The organism is Streptomyces sp. NPDC059816 (assembly GCF_042732055.1).
Taxonomy (GTDB): Bacteria; Actinomycetota; Actinomycetes; order Streptomycetales; family Streptomycetaceae; genus Streptomyces.
In genome coordinates this window covers 195384-210442 of sequence record NZ_JBHWIQ010000002.1, presented here as the reverse complement: position 1 = coordinate 210442, position 15059 = coordinate 195384, and the positions used below count along the sequence as shown (strand labels likewise).

At 73.8% G+C, this 15059-nt stretch carries 17 protein-coding genes; 12 read left to right on the top strand and 5 right to left on the bottom strand.

Translation table 11 applies throughout. From position 1 onward, the window contains the following. Positions 1 to 138 precede the first annotated feature (138 nt). Positions 139 to 318, bottom strand: coding sequence for a hypothetical protein (locus tag ACFV88_RS03540; protein ID WP_385485537.1), 180 nt, complete (start codon positions 316 to 318; stop codon positions 139 to 141). Positions 319 to 649: 331 nt separating this feature from the next. Between ACFV88_RS03540 and ACFV88_RS03535 the strand changes: the two genes are divergently transcribed. The 4 genes from ACFV88_RS03535 (at position 650) to ACFV88_RS03520 (ending at position 4757) form a co-directional block, all read left to right on the top strand. Continuing rightward, on the top strand, positions 650 to 1882 hold the full coding sequence (locus ACFV88_RS03535) for an NYN domain-containing protein (RefSeq protein WP_385486022.1): 1233 nt from the start codon (positions 650 to 652) through the stop codon (positions 1880 to 1882). Between the two features lie 173 nt (positions 1883 to 2055). Then, a complete protein-coding gene (locus ACFV88_RS03530) occupies positions 2056 to 3036 on the top strand; it encodes an ABC transporter ATP-binding protein (protein ID WP_385486020.1) in 981 nt (326 codons plus the stop codon). 58 nt (positions 3037 to 3094) lie between these two features. Further along, positions 3095 to 3922, top strand: a complete 828-nt coding sequence (locus ACFV88_RS03525) for an ABC transporter permease (RefSeq protein WP_385485535.1) — start codon at positions 3095 to 3097, stop codon at positions 3920 to 3922. 34 nt (positions 3923 to 3956) lie between these two features. Then, positions 3957 to 4757 (top strand): hypothetical protein, encoded by an 801-nt coding sequence (locus ACFV88_RS03520; RefSeq protein WP_385485533.1) that lies wholly within the window; start codon positions 3957 to 3959, stop codon positions 4755 to 4757. 26 nt (positions 4758 to 4783) lie between these two features. Here ACFV88_RS03520 and ybaK read toward each other — a convergent pair whose 3' ends face one another. The 4 genes from ybaK to ACFV88_RS03500 all read right to left on the bottom strand — a co-directional run bounded on the left by ybaK (position 4784) and on the right by ACFV88_RS03500 (position 8743). Next, the gene (ybaK, locus tag ACFV88_RS03515) at positions 4784 to 5281 is read right to left on the bottom strand and encodes a Cys-tRNA(Pro) deacylase (RefSeq protein WP_385485531.1); all 498 of its coding nucleotides are present in this window, start codon (positions 5279 to 5281) and stop codon (positions 4784 to 4786) included. 39 nt (positions 5282 to 5320) lie between these two features. After that, on the bottom strand, positions 5321 to 6061 hold the full coding sequence (locus tag ACFV88_RS03510) for an LON peptidase substrate-binding domain-containing protein (protein WP_385485529.1): 741 nt from the start codon (positions 6059 to 6061) through the stop codon (positions 5321 to 5323). Positions 6062 to 6072: 11 nt separating this feature from the next. Continuing rightward, complete coding sequence (locus tag ACFV88_RS03505; RefSeq protein WP_385485527.1) at positions 6073 to 7107, bottom strand: hypothetical protein; 1035 nt, start codon at positions 7105 to 7107, stop codon at positions 6073 to 6075. Between the two features lie 121 nt (positions 7108 to 7228). Further along, entirely contained in the window at positions 7229 to 8743 is a 1515-nt protein-coding gene (locus tag ACFV88_RS03500) for an oxidoreductase (RefSeq protein WP_385486018.1), read from the bottom strand. A gap of 554 nt (positions 8744 to 9297) precedes the next feature. On the opposite strand from ACFV88_RS03500, the gene hisD reads away from it, so the two are divergent. The 8 genes from hisD to hisF are packed head-to-tail and all read left to right on the top strand — an operon-like array spanning position 9298 to position 15044. Beyond that, positions 9298 to 10623, top strand: a complete 1326-nt coding sequence (hisD, locus tag ACFV88_RS03495; protein WP_385485525.1) for a histidinol dehydrogenase — start codon at positions 9298 to 9300, stop codon at positions 10621 to 10623. After that, positions 10620 to 11735 (top strand): histidinol-phosphate transaminase, encoded by a 1116-nt coding sequence (locus tag ACFV88_RS03490; RefSeq protein ID WP_385485523.1) that lies wholly within the window; start codon positions 10620 to 10622, stop codon positions 11733 to 11735. The genes hisD and ACFV88_RS03490 overlap by 4 nt, the downstream gene beginning before the upstream one ends. Continuing rightward, entirely contained in the window at positions 11732 to 12334 is a 603-nt protein-coding gene (hisB, locus tag ACFV88_RS03485; RefSeq protein ID WP_385485521.1) for an imidazoleglycerol-phosphate dehydratase HisB, read from the top strand. Before ACFV88_RS03490 ends, hisB begins: the two co-directional genes overlap by 4 nt. A gap of 3 nt (positions 12335 to 12337) precedes the next feature. Continuing rightward, positions 12338 to 12502, top strand: coding sequence for a hypothetical protein (locus ACFV88_RS03480; protein ID WP_385485519.1), 165 nt, complete (start codon positions 12338 to 12340; stop codon positions 12500 to 12502). A 10-nt stretch (positions 12503 to 12512) separates the two neighbouring features. Continuing rightward, positions 12513 to 13172, top strand: a complete 660-nt coding sequence (hisH, locus tag ACFV88_RS03475; RefSeq protein ID WP_385485517.1) for an imidazole glycerol phosphate synthase subunit HisH — start codon at positions 12513 to 12515, stop codon at positions 13170 to 13172. Next, entirely contained in the window at positions 13169 to 13897 is a 729-nt protein-coding gene (gene priA / locus ACFV88_RS03470; protein WP_385485515.1) for a bifunctional 1-(5-phosphoribosyl)-5-((5-phosphoribosylamino)methylideneamino)imidazole-4-carboxamide isomerase/phosphoribosylanthranilate isomerase PriA, read from the top strand. The genes hisH and priA overlap by 4 nt, the downstream gene beginning before the upstream one ends. Further along, positions 13894 to 14292: a RidA family protein gene (locus ACFV88_RS03465; protein ID WP_385485514.1), complete on the top strand. Its 399-nt coding sequence runs from the start codon at positions 13894 to 13896 to the stop codon at positions 14290 to 14292. Before priA ends, ACFV88_RS03465 begins: the two co-directional genes overlap by 4 nt. Then, positions 14289 to 15044 (top strand): imidazole glycerol phosphate synthase subunit HisF, encoded by a 756-nt coding sequence (hisF, locus tag ACFV88_RS03460; protein ID WP_385485512.1) that lies wholly within the window; start codon positions 14289 to 14291, stop codon positions 15042 to 15044. Before ACFV88_RS03465 ends, hisF begins: the two co-directional genes overlap by 4 nt. Positions 15045 to 15059 lie beyond the last annotated feature (15 nt).

The window sequence follows — 15059 nt, the reverse complement described above, 5'->3', positions numbered from 1 at the left end:
TGTTGGGGGGGCCCGCGCCGGGCCGGGGGGGGGGGTGTGCGCCCCCCCCCGGGGGGGGGGGGGCCCCCGCGCGGGGGGGCCCCCCCGGGCGGCCCCCCCCCCTCTCCGTCGTCGTACGGCGTGCGGTCGTACGACGGATCAGTTGTGGCCGAAGCGCTTCTGGCGCCCCTTGCGCGCCACGTCGCCGGGAGTGACCTGGGACTGGCGCTGGTCGGTCTGGGACTCTAGGGAGGACCGCTGGGCTTCCTGGGAGCCCTGCTCGGCTGCCGAGGAGCGGTGCTGTTGGCCGCCGTGCTTGCGGTTCTTGTTCTTGGCCATGGTGATCTGCCTCCTGTAGGGGGATCTGGGGGCCAGAGCCGGGACCAGATTCACATAAGCCGACAAGTCGCGCATGTCGGAGATTTACCCTGAGTAGTGGCGGTCAACGGGGCGCCCCGGGTGAATCCGCCACGCCGAAGATCGAGTTCGGGCCGTTAACCCCCCGCCGGTCGGGCAGACTCGAAGCAAGCCTGAGGAAACCCGACGAGCGCCCCCGTCGGTGGAGGGGGCCCGGTGGCCCAGCGGCTCAGCGGACCCACCACCCTGAAGGGGCGCTTTCAGACATCCCGTTGCTCGTCGCAGGGACAGTTCAGGAAAGAGGGTGGGTCACGTGGAACGCTGTGTCGTCCTGGTGGACGCCGGATACCTGCTGGGAGCCGCCGCGAGTCTCCTCGCCGGAGAACCGTCGCGGTCCCGCATCACCGTCGACCACGCCGCCCTGATCCAGGGGCTCCGTGAACGCGCCGAGCGGGACACCGAACGCCCGCTGCTGCGGATCTACTGGTTCGACGGCGCCCCCGACCGCGTACCGCAACCCGACCACCGCAGACTGCGCGTGATGCCCCGGGTCACGGTCCGCCTCGGCGCCCTGACCCGCAGCGACGGCCGGTGGGCGCAGAAGGGCGTCGACGCCGCCATGCACGCCGAGCTGACCGAACTGGCCCGCAACCGGGCGTGCTCCGACGTCGTCCTCGTCACCGGCGACGGCGATCTGCTGCCCGGCATGATGGCCGCCAAGGAGCACGGGGTCGCCGTCCACCTGTGGGCGGTCCAGGCCGCCGACGGCGACTACAACCAGTCCGAGGACCTGGTGGCCGAGGCCGACGAGCGCCGCGTCCTCGACCGCGCCTGGATCACCCGGGCCGTGCGCGCCAAGGACGGCACCGGAGCCTGCGCCCCGCCGCCCGTGCCCCGGCCGGAGATCGCCGCGATCCTCTCCGCCCCGCTGCCCGACGCGCCCCTGCCCGCGCCCCCGCTGCCCGGACCGGTCGCCGCCCCGACCGCCGACCACGTGGCCGCTCCCCGGCACGAGGCGCCGGCCCGCCACGAGAACGGCACCGCGGAACGCGCCAAGGCCGTGCCCACCCCGAAGGACCTCGCCGCGCTGCGCGGCCCGGCCGCCCACCCCGTGCCCGGCGGGGCCACCGGGGCCACCCTGCGCTGGTCCTCCGACAAGGGCTGGGTGGACCGCCCCGGCACCGCCGAACCCCCCGAGCTCGCCACCCTGCCCACCCTCGCCCAGCTCACCAGCGCCGAACAGCGCTGGGCGGACCGCGAGGAGGACATCACCACGGTCGGCGGCGACCCCTACGAGGTCGGCCAGGTCTTCGCCCGCCGCTGGATGGGCCGACTGCCCGAACCCGCCGTCCTCGAACGCCTCTCCGTGCTCTACCCCAGGGTCCCGCACCGCATCGACGGGGAACTCCTGCGCTACGCCGCCCGCTTCGGTCTCCTCGCCCACAAGGACGACCAGATCGACGAGAACGACCGGTACGCGATCCGGGCCGGCTTCTGGCGCGAGGTCGACCTGCGGACCGCAGAACACGCCCCGGCCGGGGAGTGACCCCCCGCACCGCCGGACCGGGAACGGGGCCCTGACGCCCCCGGGGCGGGCGGGCCCGCCGGCCCGCCCCCGGCGGGCTTGCCCACCCCGGGGACCAACCGTGCCCCCCGCACCCCGTAGGCTCCATCCTCGTGAGTACGCGCCCCGCACACCCTGACCACCTCGGTGACGTGGTGTGCGCGGTGCGCGACCTGGTGAAGACGTACCGGGCCACCCGGGGCCGCCGCGGCGCCCCCGGCACCCCGGAGGTGCGGGCCACCGACCACGTGCGCCTCGACATCCGACGGGGCGAGATCTTCGGCCTGCTCGGCCCGAACGGCGCCGGGAAGTCCACCCTGGTACGCCAGCTCACCGGACTGATGCGGCCGGACTCCGGCAGCGTCGAGATCCTCGGCCACGACATCGTGCGCCACCCCGACCGGGCCGCCCGCATCCTCGCCTACCTCGGCCAGGAGTCCAGCGCCCTCGACGAGCTGACCGTCTCCCTCGCCGCGGAGACCACCGCCCGACTGCGCGGCCTCGACGCCGCCGCGGCCCGCGCCGAGCGGGACGCCGTCCTCGACGAACTGGGCCTCACCCCGCTCGCGTCCCGCCCGATCGCCAAGCTCTCCGGCGGGCAGCGGCGGCTCGCCTGCGTCGCGGCGACGCTCGTCGGCGAGCGGCCCCTGCTGGTGCTGGACGAACCCACCACCGCCATGGACCCCATCGCGCGGCGCGCCGTGTGGGCCGCGATCGACCGCCGCCGCGCCGGGTACGGCACCACCGTCCTGCTGGTCACCCACAACGTCATCGAGGCGGAGACCGTCCTCGACCGGGTCGCGGTGCTCGACCGGGGCCGGGTGATCGCCTGTGACACGCCCGGCGGGCTGAAGGAACGCCTCGCGGGGGAGGTGCGGGTGGAACTCGTGTGGCGCGAGCGCGCCCCGCTCGACATCCCGGAGGTCGCCGCGCTGCGGTCCTCCGCCACCGAATCCGGTCGCCGCTGGGTGCTGCGGCTCGCCCCCGACGAGGCGCGGGCCGCCGTCGCCGCGGTCACCGGAGGCGCGGCCTTCGCCGCCCTCGACGACTTCACGCTGGCGACACCCAGCCTGGAGGACGTCTATCTGGCCCTGGGCGGCACCGACACCGAAGCGACGGGCCTGGTGAAGGCATGACCCACCGACCACCCACGGACGCCCTGCCGCACGCTGCCAGGAACAGGAGCCTCACCCCGTGACCGTCGTACCCGCCGAGGTGCTCTCCCACCGTCGCAGTGAGCCGGCGCGTCCCGCGAGCCGTCCGGTCCCCGCGCCGCTGGCGCCGCGCGCCCGACTGCTGCCCGCGCTCGGCGCCGTCTACCGCGCCCAGCTCTCCCGGGCCCGGGTCGCGCGCATCCCGCTGCTGTTCGTCGCCACCTTCCAGTCCGTCGGGATCATGGTCCTGATGCGGGGCGTCGTCGACGGCGGCGAGGAGGCGCGGGCGGTCGTCGCCGGGTCCAGCGTCCTGGTGGTCGCGTTCGTCGCGCTCAACCTGCTCGCCCAGTACTTCGGCCGGCTGCGGGCGGACGGCGGACTCGACCACTACGCCACGCTGCCCGTGCCGCCCGCCGCGGTGGTCCTCGGGGCCGCCGCCGCGTACGCCTCCTTCACGGTCCCCGGCACCTTCGTCACCGCCGCCGTGGGCTGCGTCCTGTTCCAACTCCCGTTCACCCACCTGTGGGTGCTGCTGGCGGTGATCCCGCTCGCGGGGGCCGCCCTCGCCGGGCTCGGCGCCGCCCTGGGGCTCCTCGCGCCCCGTCCGGAACTCGCCACCCTGCTCGGCCAACTGGGCATGTCCGCCGCGCTGCTGCTCGGGGTGCTGCCGCCCGAGCGACTGCCCCTGGCGGTCCAGTACGGGCGCGATCTGCTGCCCTCCACCTACGGCGTGGAGGCGTTCGCGCGGACGTTCGCGCCGCACCCCGACTGGGGGGTCATCGGGCTCCACCTCGCGGTCTGCGCCGGGGTCGGCGTCATCTCGCTCGCCGTGGCGACCTGGGCGTACCGGCGGGCCGCCGTCCGATGACGCGGGCGGTGCGCCGGGCTGGCACGATGTCAGGGTGACCACACCGTTTACGCCGCCGCCGTCGTCGCAGCAGCCACCACCGCACCACCAGCCGCCCGCCGAGGGCGGCTGGGGCACTCCGCCCTCCGACCCCCCCTCGGCGGGGCCCGGGGAGTCCGGCGAGGGGACGGGGCCGGGACTGCGGGAAGAGCTCCGCGAGGCCGCCGTGATCACGGTCGCGGTCGCCGCGGCGGGCGTCCTACTGGGGCTGCTGTGGCTGTGGCTGGCGCCGCGGGTCCCGCTCGTCTCGGACGCCGACGCCGTCTACCTCGGGGACACCGAGGGGGAACAGGCCATCGGCATCGACGGAACGTTCACTCTGCTCGCGATCGGGTTCGGCGCGGTCAGCGCGCTCGCGGTGTTCCTGTGGCGCAAGCGCGGCGGCATCCCGCTGGTCGTCGCCCTCGCCGTCGGCAGTCTGCTCGGCGGGCTGCTGGCGTGGCGCCTCGGCGTGTGGCTCGGCCCGACCGAGGACGTGGTCGCGCACGCGAAGGAGGTCGGCAAGGGCGTCACCTTCGACGCGCCGCTGAAGCTGGAGGCCCTGGGCACCCTCCTGGTGTGGCCGGTCGCCGCCCTGTCGCTGCACCTGTGCCTGACCGCCCTGTTCGCACCCCGCGACCCCGACCCGTACGACCTGCCGCTCGCCCACGGTCCCGGGCCCTGGGACCAGTCGCCCGCGGCCGATGGCCCGACCGGCCCCGGCGTCGACGGCCCGGCCCGGGACCCCTACGCACCCCCGCCGCAGGACGGTGTCCCCCCGTACGACGGCGGGCCCGGTCCGGGCCCGTCCCGCTAGCGACCGCGCCGCTGCGGGCCCACGGGTCAGGCCCGGCCGATGGACGCCAGCGCCGCGCCGGTGAGGGTCACCAGGTCCGTGGGGGCCAGCTCGACCTCCAGGCCCCGACGGCCCGCCGACACGCAGATCGTGGTGTGCTCCCCGGCCGAGGCGTCGAGGACGGTGCGCAGCCGCTTGCGCTGCCCGAGCGGCGAGATCCCGCCCCGGACGTACCCCGTGACCCGCTCCGCCGCGGCGGGGTCCGCCATCGCGGCCTTCTTGCCCCCGACCGCGGTGGCGAGCGCCTTCAGGTCCAGGCTCCCGGCGACCGGGACCACCGCGACCGTGAGTTCGCCGTCCACGTCGGCGACGAGGGTCTTGAACACCCGATCGGGTGAGACGCCCATGGCCTGTGCGGCCTCCTCGCCGTACGAGGGATGGGCGGGGTCGTGGGCGTAGGCGTGGACGGTGAACGCCGCGCCGGCCGCCGTCAGGGCCACGGTCGCGGGCGTACCGCCCGTCTGCTGCTTCTGCTTCTTCGCCATCGGGACGCTGGGGCTCCTCGTTCGCCTCGGCCGGTGCGGTCAGTTCAGGCTGGTGGGGGCGCGGGTGAGGTCCACCGCCGGTACGGAGGGCAGGGTGCGGATGATCGCGGTCTCGCCGCGCAACAGCCGCAACTCGTCCCGGAGCCGGGACGCGGTGTCCGGCGCCTGGAGCAGCCGCTGTTTGGTCGGGGTGTCCAGCACCATCGCCGCGGCGACCAGGTACGAGACGACCGACGGTTCGTCCGGCAGTTCCCCGTTGGTGGCCAGCGACCGCTCACGGGCCCCCGCCAGCCGCTTCTGGTACGCCCTGAAGGCCCGCAGCACCCCTTCGGCCAGGGCGCCCGCCTCGTCCCCGGGTTCCTCGGTCAGCTCCTCCACCTCGGCCGTCAGATAGGGCCCGGACGCGTCGACCGAGTGCAGCCGCACCCGGGTGGTTCCGGTGGCGAGGACCTCGAACCCGCCGTCGGGGCGCTCCCGCAGCGTCGCCGCGTCCGCGATGCAACCCGTGCCGTGGAACGCCTTCAACGGGTCGTCGCCGAAGCCCGCGGCGGGGCCGCGCTCCGGCAGCGCGGTCGGGTCGGGTAGACCCGGTGCGCTGGGGGCCACCTCGTGGCCGTCCCGGATCGCCACGATCACGAAGCGCCGGGGTTCGTCGTCGGGGGTCTTCAGCAGATCGCGCATCAGGGCGCGATAGCGCTCCTCGAAGACGTTCAGGGGCACGACGAGCCCCGGGAACAGCACCGAGTTGAGCGGGAACAGCGGCAGCCGGACGGTGGTCACGACGTGCAAGCCTAGTGGTCGCCGGGGAGTGCCGGGCTCCGGCGGGCACGCAGCGGGGTCGAGGCGGCCACCTCGATCCGGACCCCGTCCCGCAGTTCCAGGAACTGTCCGAGCGGATCGTCCGAGAACCGGTCCCACGGGAACGAGGTGGCGTACGGGCCGGTCCGCCGCAGTTGCTCCAGCGCCTCGGGCCAGCGCTCCAGGCGCACCAGCACGCAGATCAGGATGTTGCGCACCTCCGCCGGCCAGGGGTCGGCGGGCGCAAGGCGCGCGGACAGGCGCACGGCGCGGTCCACGGCGGCGTCGAGCCGGTGCCGGGGCACGGCGCCGGGACCGGTGCGGGTGGTCAGGTGGCCGAAGACGGCCCGGACGGGCAGGGCCTGGACGAGGGAGTCGGGCAGTGCGTCGTGCGCGGCGCGCTCCGCGAAGTCGAAGCACTGTCCGTGTCCGGCCTCGCCCCCGGTGGCGGCCAGGAAGCGCAGGGCGGCCACATGACAGCCGTAGTGGTGCGGGGAGCGGCGCACCGCCTCGCCCCACAGCGCAGCGAAACGGGCTTGCGGGGCGGTGCCGCCGCGGGCGTGGTCGAGGGCCACCCGCCAGGGCACCGGATCGCGCGGATCGCCCTCGGCGGCGGCCGTGACCAGGGGGGCGAGCGCGTGGAGCCGTTCGGCGCGGGCGGGGGCCGCCCCCGCCCAGGCGTCGGCCACGGCCTGCTCGGCGGCGAGCAGCCGGAGGTCGGGGTCGTGCGGGGCGGCGTCGCGCCAGCGGGCGAGCCACTCGGGCCGGGGCCCGGCGAAGGCCGCGAGCCGGGTGACGTAGCGGTCGCGGTCCTCCCACTCGGCGCCCTCGCGGGTGGCGGCGAGCAGATCGGCGGCCAGACGGTGCTCACCGCGTCCCGCGGCCACCAGCGCGGGGCCCAGCCGGTCGTCCGGAACGTCGAGCAGGACCTCGTCGTCGGCGGGGAGTCCCGCAGCGAGCGAGGAGGTGTGTCGGGCCATCCGGGCGGTACGGATGAGGGCACGCAGCAGAGCCATGGTCCGAACCATTGAAAACCGCAGGTCGGACGGGGCGCCAGGGCAACCCGGTGACGGTTCGGTAACCGCGTCCGGGTTGCTTCCGTGACGGTCAAGTCCCGGCAAAGGCCCCTGCCCCGGGGCGGGCGGACCCTCAGCCCCGGCGCAACAGCCGGGTCGCGCCGGCCGCCACCGCCGTCGCCAGGATCCACCCCGCGATGATCATCGTGGTGGCGAACCACTGCCACCATCCGGACAGTCGCCAGTGACCGTCCTGACCCAGGTCCATCACCGGGATCAGCAGGTCCAGGGCGAACAGCGCCGCGTTCCAGTCCGGGTGGTCGTCCGGTTTCAGCGGGGGCGGCGCGGCCCGGGAGAACGCGACCCCGCAGGCGCCCCACAGCACCGCCATCCACAGGGCCGCCCGGCCGGGACGGTACCCGTAGGCGACCGCCCAGTCCTGGGCGTACCCCCACAGCTTGGCCCCGATCGGCAGCGTCTCGCGTCGCCGGCGCTGCTTGGCGAGCAGCACCTCGCGCGCCTCCGCGTCCTCCCCGCTGTCCCGCAGCACCGCGGCCAGCCGCTCGTACGGCTCGGGGTGGTACTCCGGGGTGGCTGCCGCCACCCACTCCAGTCGGCGCGCCAGCGGGAAGCTCCCCGTCGGCACCAGGTGCTCGTACCAGAAGCCGCCCATCTGGAGCCGGCCGGCACCGGGCCAGCTGGTCGACCGGTCGACCAGGTTGACCACCCGCGCGCCCGACAGGACCGCCCGCCCGCGGTCGGGGCGCTCGCCGAGGAACCGTAACTCCGGGGTCTGCACCCGGCGCAGCGACAGTTCCTGGTCGTCGGTCATCACGAACCGCGCCCCGGCCAGGTCCACGGCGTCCCCGAAACGTCCGTCGTCCAGACGGACGCCGCCCCGGCACTCGAAGCGCCGTACCCGGGTCCCGTGCGCGGGGGTCGTGCCCCCGTTGGCGGCCGGGTCGATGACGGCGGCGGGGGTCAGGTACAGCGAGCGTTCGACGGTCAACTGAGGGGCGTTGAGCGCACGGTCGCCGTACGGATTGACCAGCCGGCTGCCCCGCAGGCTCAGCGACACCCCGACCTTCGCCCCGCGCAGGCTCACCTCGCCGTACGCCTCCAGCAGCTCCGCCTGGAGGTCCTGGCCGACGCTCATGCCGTCCGCCACCAGCGCCCGGCCGCGGCGGTCGCCGAACACGACGGCCTGGCTGAGCAGCAGGTCCGTGCCGATCTGGGCGTCGGTCATGCGGATGCCGTGCTGGAAGCGGCAGCGCGGCAGGTGCAGGTCGCCCTCCGTGTGCACCCGGGCCGCCTCCAGCCGGGGCACCGCGCAGTCGACCATCCGCAGCGTCACGAACCCGGCCTCCGGCAGCACCACCTCCCGCTCGAAGCGGCACCGGTTGAGCTCCACGTACGGGGAGATCGTGCCGCCCGCCAGATCGAGGGTGCCCGAGACGAACAGTCCCGTCAGCTTCAGCGAGGAGACCCGTCCGGGCAGCGCGGGCGGCCCGTCCAGCAACAGCCAGCACACGACCCTCGCCCGTACCGTCCGTTCCGGGCCCCAGGGCCGCCCGCCGTGCGGATCGTCCGCGAACGGATCGCCCGTGCGCAGGTCGTAGCGGCTCCCGTTGCGGAACGCCTGCCACATGCCGATCTCCGCCGCGGTGAGACCGTCCGGCGGATCGCCGGTGCTCGTCGTCGTACCCCCGTCGTCCGCGCCACTGCCGACCACCACGCCTCCTCGCTGCTGAGTTGTTGAGTTGCTCAGTCGTCTCATGGGCCGCACTGCTCCGTGGTCCGTGCCCGTGTCGACGCACGGCATCGCCGCACCGTGCGCGTCGTCGGTGCCGCCCGTATCGCGAGGACGCCGATCAGCCGCTCGCCGGTCACACAGGGTGACGGCGCGTGGTGGGTGGCGATCCTGGGCGGTCCGTTCCATCGAGGCCGTTCCGCGCTGGCCGTGTCGTCCGTGACGTCCGTGTCGGGGGCGCGATCCCCTCGACCCCGCGCGGCTCATCCACCTCGGTGGCTCGTACGATCGTTCATACCCCCTGGGTGATGATATGAACACGTACGGTGAGGTCGATTGGGGGCGTGCTGGCGCAGCGTCACATTCGGATGCTCCCGGCGCCTTCGGATGCCCCGTATCAGTCATTGATACGCCCGCCCGACGCTCTCGCGCCGTCTGCGAGAATTGGGTCCGTGATCTCCCGAATCGATCTGCGCGGTGACGCCCTCCCCGAGGGCGGCGCCCTGCGCGACCTGTTGCCCCGTGCCGACTTCGACGTCGAGGCCGCCCTGGAGAAGGTGCGGCCCCTGTGTGAGGACGTGCACCATCGGGGCGACGCGGCGCTGATCGACTTCGCGAAGCGGTTCGACGGAGTCACCCTCGACCAGGTCAGGGTTCCCGCCCGGGCGCTCGCCGACGCCCTGGCCGCCCTCGATCCCGCCGTGCGCGCCGCACTGGAGGAGTCGATCCGCCGCGCGCGCCTGGTGCACCGCGCCCAGCGCCGCACCACGCACACCACCCAGGTCGTCCCCGGCGGCACCGTCACCGAGAAGTGGGTGCCCGTCGAGCGGGTCGGGCTCTACGCCCCCGGCGGTCGGTCGGTGTACCCGTCCTCCGTCGTGATGAACGTCGTCCCCGCCCAGGAGGCCGGCGTCGCCTCCATCGCGCTGGCCTCCCCGCCGCAAGCGGAGTTCGACGGCCTGCCGCACCCCACCATCCTGGCCGCCTGCGCCCTGCTCGGCGTGGACGAGGTCTACGCCGTCGGCGGCGCCCAGGCCGTCGCCATGTTCGCCTACGGCACCGAGTCCTGCCCGCCCGCCAACATGGTCACCGGCCCCGGCAACATCTGGGTCGCCGCCGCCAAGCGCTACTTCACCGGTCGCATCGGCATCGACACCGAGGCCGGACCCACCGAGATCGCGGTCCTCGCCGACGACACCGCCGACCCGGTCCACATCGCCTCCGACCTGATCAGCCAGGCCGAACACGACCCGCTGGCCGCCGCCGTCCTGGTCACCGACTCCGCAGCGCTCGCCGACGCGGTCGCCGAGGAACTCGGCCCCCAGGTCGCCGCGACCAAGCACGTCGATGACCGCATCGTGCCCGCCCTCACCGGCCGCCAGTCCGCGATCGTCCTCGTCGACGGCATCGAGGAGGGCCTGCGGGTCGTCGACGCCTACGGCGCCGAGCACCTGGAGATCCAGACCGCCGACGCCGCCGCCGTCGCCGACCGGGTCAAGAACGCCGGCGCGGTCTTCGTCGGCCCCTGGGCCCCCGTCTCCCTCGGCGACTACTGCGCGGGCTCCAACCACGTCCTGCCCACGGGCGGCTGCGCCTGTCACTCCTCCGGGCTGTCCGTGCAGTCGTTCCTGCGCGGCATCCACATCGTGGACTACACCCGCGAGGCCCTCGCCGAGGTCGCCCACCACGTGGTGACCCTCGCGGAGGCGGAGGACCTGCCCGCGCACGGCGCGGCGGTCAAGGCACGGTTCGGATGGAAGGTTCCCCAGAGCAAGTGACCCACATCGACGACCTCCCCGTGCGCGACGAGCTGCGCGGCCAGAGCCCCTACGGCGCGCCCCAACTCGACGTCCCCGTCCGGTTGAACACCAACGAGAACCCGTACCCGCTGCCCGACGCCCTGGTCGAGCGGATCACCGAGCGGGTCCGCGAGGCCGCCCGGCACCTCAACCGCTACCCCGACCGGAACGCGATCGAGCTGCGCACCGCACTCGCCGCGTACCTCACCCGCACCGGCGGCCACCGCGTCGGCACGGCCAACGTGTGGGCGGCCAACGGCTCCAACGAGGTCATCCAGCAGCTCCTCCAGACCTTCGGCGGCCCCGGCCGCACCGCGATCGGCTTCGAGCCCTCCTACTCGATGCACCCGCTGATCTCCCGCGGCACCGGCACCGGCTGGATCGACGGGCCCCGCAACGCCGACTTCACCATCGACGCCGAGGCCGCGGCCCGGGCCGTCACCGCACACCGGCCGCACGTCGTGTTCATCACCTCGCCCAACAACCCCACCGGCAACGCGGTGCCCGCCGAGACGGTCCTCGCCCTGTACGAGGCCGCGCAGGCCGCCCGGCCGTCCCTGGTGATCGCGGACGAGGCGTACGTCGAGTTCAGCCACGGCGAATCGCTGCTGCCGCTGCTCGAAGGCCGCCCCAACCTGGTCATCTCCCGGACCATGTCCAAGGCGTTCGGCGCCGCGGGCCTGCGCCTCGGCTACCTCGCCGCCGACCCGGCCGTGGTGGACGCGGTGCAGCTCGTCCGGCTGCCCTACCACCTGTCGGCCGTCACCCAGGCCACCGCCCTGGCCGCCCTGGAGCACACCGACACCCTCCTCGGCTACGTCGAGCAGCTCAAGTCCGAACGGGACCGGCTGGTCACCGAACTGCGCGCCCTCGACTACGAGGTGACCGTCTCCGACGCGAACTTCGTGCAGTTCGGCCACTTCGACGGCGAAGGCGGCGCGCACGCCGTGTGGCAGCGCATCCTGGACCGGGGCGTCCTCGTCCGCGACAACGGCGTACCGGGATACCTGCGGGTCTCCGCCGGCACCCCCGAAGAGAACGACGCTTTCCTCGACGCGGTCCGCGAAGTCAAGAAGGAGCTCAGCGCATGACCCCCCAGGCACGCATCGGAAGGGTGGAACGCTCCACCAAGGAGACCTCCGTCCTCGTCGAGATCGACCTCGACGGCAGCGGCAAGGTCGACGTGTCGACCGGGGTCGGCTTCTACGACCACATGCTCGACCAGCTCGGCCGCCACGGTCTGTTCGACCTCACCGTCAGGACCGAGGGCGACCTGCACATCGACACCCACCACACCATCGAGGACACCGCGCTCGCCCTGGGCGCCGCCTTCAAGCAGGCCCTCGGCGACAAGGTCGGCATCTACCGCTTCGGCAACTGCACGGTCCCCCTGGACGAGTCCCTCGCCCAGGTCACCGTGGACCTGTCGGGCCGCCCCTACCTCGTGCACAGCGAGCCCGAGCAGATGGCGCCCATGATCGGCACCTACGACACCACCATGACCCGGCACATCCTGGAGTCGTTCGTCGCCCAGGCGCAGATCGCGCTGCACGTCCACGTGCCCTACGGGCGCAACGCCCATCACATCGTGGAGTGCCAGTTCAAGGCCCTCGCCCGCGCCCTGCGCTACGCGAGCGAGCGGGACCCGCGCGCGGAGGGCATCCTCCCGTCCACGAAGGGCGCCCTGTAAGCCATGAACGGACTGTCCACCGTCCTCATCTTCGTCGGGCTCTTCCTCGTCGGCGGCATCGTCTCCTTCGCCAAGCAGGGCCTGTCGAAGAGCCTGCTGGTCCTCCTGTCCATCGGCGCCGGCATGTGCCTGGTCGCGGGCGTCCTGCGACTCGACTACTGGAACTGAGGAGGTCGCCTTGAGTACCAGCGCCACCAGCAGCAGCCGCAAGAAGGTGGTCGTCTTCGACTACGGCTTCGGCAACATCCGCTCCGCGGAACGCGCCCTCGCCCGGGTGGGGGCCGACGTCGAGATCACCCGCGACTACGACACCGCGATGAACGCCGACGGGCTGCTCGTCCCCGGCGTCGGCGCGTTCGCCGCCTGCATGAACGGCCTCAGCCAGGCCCGCGGCGACTGGATCGTCGACCGCAGGCTCTCCGGCGGCCGACCCGTCCTGGGCATCTGCGTCGGCATGCAGATCCTCTTCGCCGAGGGCATCGAACACGGCGAGCGGACCGAGGGCCTCGACCAGTGGCCCGGCACCGTCGAGCACCTCCAGGCCGACGTGGTGCCGCACATGGGCTGGAACACCGTCGACGCGCCCGCCGACTCCCGGCTGTTCGCCGGGCTCGACGCCGACGCCCGCTACTACTTCGTGCACTCCTACGCGGTCCAGGACTGGACCCTGGAGATCACCAACCCGGCGATGAGCGCCCCGCTCGTCACCTGGTCCACGCACGGCAAGCCCTTCGTCGCCGCCGTCGAGAACGGCGCCCTGTGGGCCACCCAGTTCCACCCCGAGAAGTCCGGCGACGCCGGAGCCCAGCTCCTCACCAACTGGATCGGAACCCTGTGAGCACGCTTGAACTCCTCCCCGCCGTCGACGTCCGCGACGGCCAGGCCGTCCGCCTCGTGCACGGCGAGTCCGGTACGGAGACCTCCTACGGCTCCCCGCTGGAGGCGGCCCTCACCTGGCAGCGGGCGGGCGCCGAGTGGCTGCACCTGGTCGACCTCGACGCCGCCTTCGGCACCGGCGACAACCGGACCCTGATCGCCGAGGTCGCCGGGGCCATGGACATCAAGGTCGAGCTGTCCGGCGGCATCCGCGACGACGCCTCGCTCGCCGCCGCCCTCGCCACCGGCTGCACCCGGGTCAACCTCGGCACCGCCGCCCTGGAGACCCCCGAGTGGGTCGCCAAGATCATCACTGAGCACGGCGACAAGATCGCCGTCGGCCTCGACGTGCGCGGCACCACCCTGCGCGGCCGGGGCTGGACCCGCGACGGCGGCGACCTGTACGAGACCCTCGCCCGTCTCGACGCCGAGGGCTGCGCCCGTTACGTCGTCACCGACATCGCCAAGGACGGCACCCTCCAGGGCCCCAACCTGGAACTGCTGAAGAACGTCTGCGCGGCCACCGACCGTCCCGTCGTCGCCTCCGGCGGCGTCTCCTCCCTGGACGACCTGCGCGCCATCGCCGCCCTCGTCCCGCAGGGCGTCGAGGGCGCCATCGTCGGCAAGGCGCTCTACGCCGAGGCGTTCACCCTCGAAGAGGCGCTGGAGGCGGTGGCTTCCGCATGACCGACTCCGTGCGCAAGGTGGTGACGGGCGCCCCCTGGGAGGAGGTCTTCGGCTACTCCCGCGCGGTGGAGCTGCCGAACGGCCTCGTCCTGGTCTCCGGCTGCACCTCGGTGGTCGACGGCAAGATCGCCGACGGCGGCCCCCACGAGCAGGCGGTCAACTCCTTCCGGGTCGCGTTCGACGCCCTGGCGCAGCTGGGCCTGGGTGCCGAACACGTCGTGCGGACCCGGATGTACCTCACGCACGCCCGGGACGTGGACGAGGTCGGCCGCGCCCACAAGGAGCTGTTCGACGCCGTCCGCCCCGCCGCCTCCATGATCATCGTGTCCGGGTTCGTCGACCCGCGGCTCCTGGTCGAGGTCGAGGTCGAGGCGTACCGGGGCGGTGCGGCATGAGCCTCGCGGTCCGTGTCATCCCCTGCCTGGACGTCGACGGCGGCCGGGTCGTCAAGGGCGTCAACTTCGAGAACCTGCGCGACGCGGGCGACCCCGTCGAGATGGCCAGGGTGTACGACGCCGAAGGCGCCGACGAGCTGACCTTCCTCGACATCACCGCCTCGTCCGGCAACCGGGAGACCACCTACGACGTGGTCCGCCGGACCGCCGAGCAGGTGTTCATCCCGCTGACCGTCGGCGGCGGCGTTCGCACCGCCGAGGACGTCGACAAGCTGCTGCGGGCCGGCGCGGACAAGGTGGGCGTCAACACCGCCGCCATCGCCCGCCCCGACCTCATCCGGGAGATCGCCGAGCGCTTCGGCCGTCAGGTGCTCGTCCTGTCCGTCGACGCCCGCCGCACCCCCGCGGGCACCTTCGAGGTGACCACCCACGGCGGGCGCCGGGGCACCGGGCTCGACGCCGTCGAATGGGCCCACCGCGCCGCCGACCTCGGAGCCGGCGAGATCCTGCTCAACTCGATGGACGCCGACGGCACCAAGGACGGCTACGACCTGGAGATGATCACCGCCGTGCGTCGCCACGTCACGGTCCCGGTCATCGCCTCCGGTGGCGCCGGACGGCTCGCGGACTTCCCGCCGGCCGTCGCCGCGGGCGCCGATGCGGTGCTCGCCGCGTCCGTCTTCCACTTCGGCGACCTGCGGATCGGCGAGGTCAAGGACACCCTGCGGGAGGCCGGCCACCCGGTGCGCTGAGCCCGGGCGCCGGCC

What these genes read in the sequence shown, in the direction of transcription:
- ACFV88_RS03540 (WP_385485537.1), bottom strand. Translation starts at nt 318, where the DNA reads ATGGCCAAGAACAAGAACCGCAAGCACGGCGGCCAACAGCACCGCTCC.
- ybaK (WP_385485531.1), bottom strand. Translation starts at nt 5,281, where the DNA reads ATGGCGAAGAAGCAGAAGCAGCAGACGGGCGGTACGCCCGCGACCGTG.
- ACFV88_RS03505 (WP_385485527.1), bottom strand. Translation starts at nt 7,107, where the DNA reads ATGGTTCGGACCATGGCTCTGCTGCGTGCCCTCATCCGTACCGCCCGG.
- ACFV88_RS03500 (WP_385486018.1), bottom strand. Translation starts at nt 8,743, where the DNA reads ATGTGGCAGGCGTTCCGCAACGGGAGCCGCTACGACCTGCGCACGGGC.
- hisB (WP_385485521.1), top strand. Translation starts at nt 11,732, where the DNA reads ATGACCCCCCAGGCACGCATCGGAAGGGTGGAACGCTCCACCAAGGAG.
- ACFV88_RS03480 (WP_385485519.1), top strand. Translation starts at nt 12,338, where the DNA reads ATGAACGGACTGTCCACCGTCCTCATCTTCGTCGGGCTCTTCCTCGTC.
- ACFV88_RS03465 (WP_385485514.1), top strand. Translation starts at nt 13,894, where the DNA reads ATGACCGACTCCGTGCGCAAGGTGGTGACGGGCGCCCCCTGGGAGGAG.
- hisF (WP_385485512.1), top strand. Translation starts at nt 14,289, where the DNA reads ATGAGCCTCGCGGTCCGTGTCATCCCCTGCCTGGACGTCGACGGCGGC.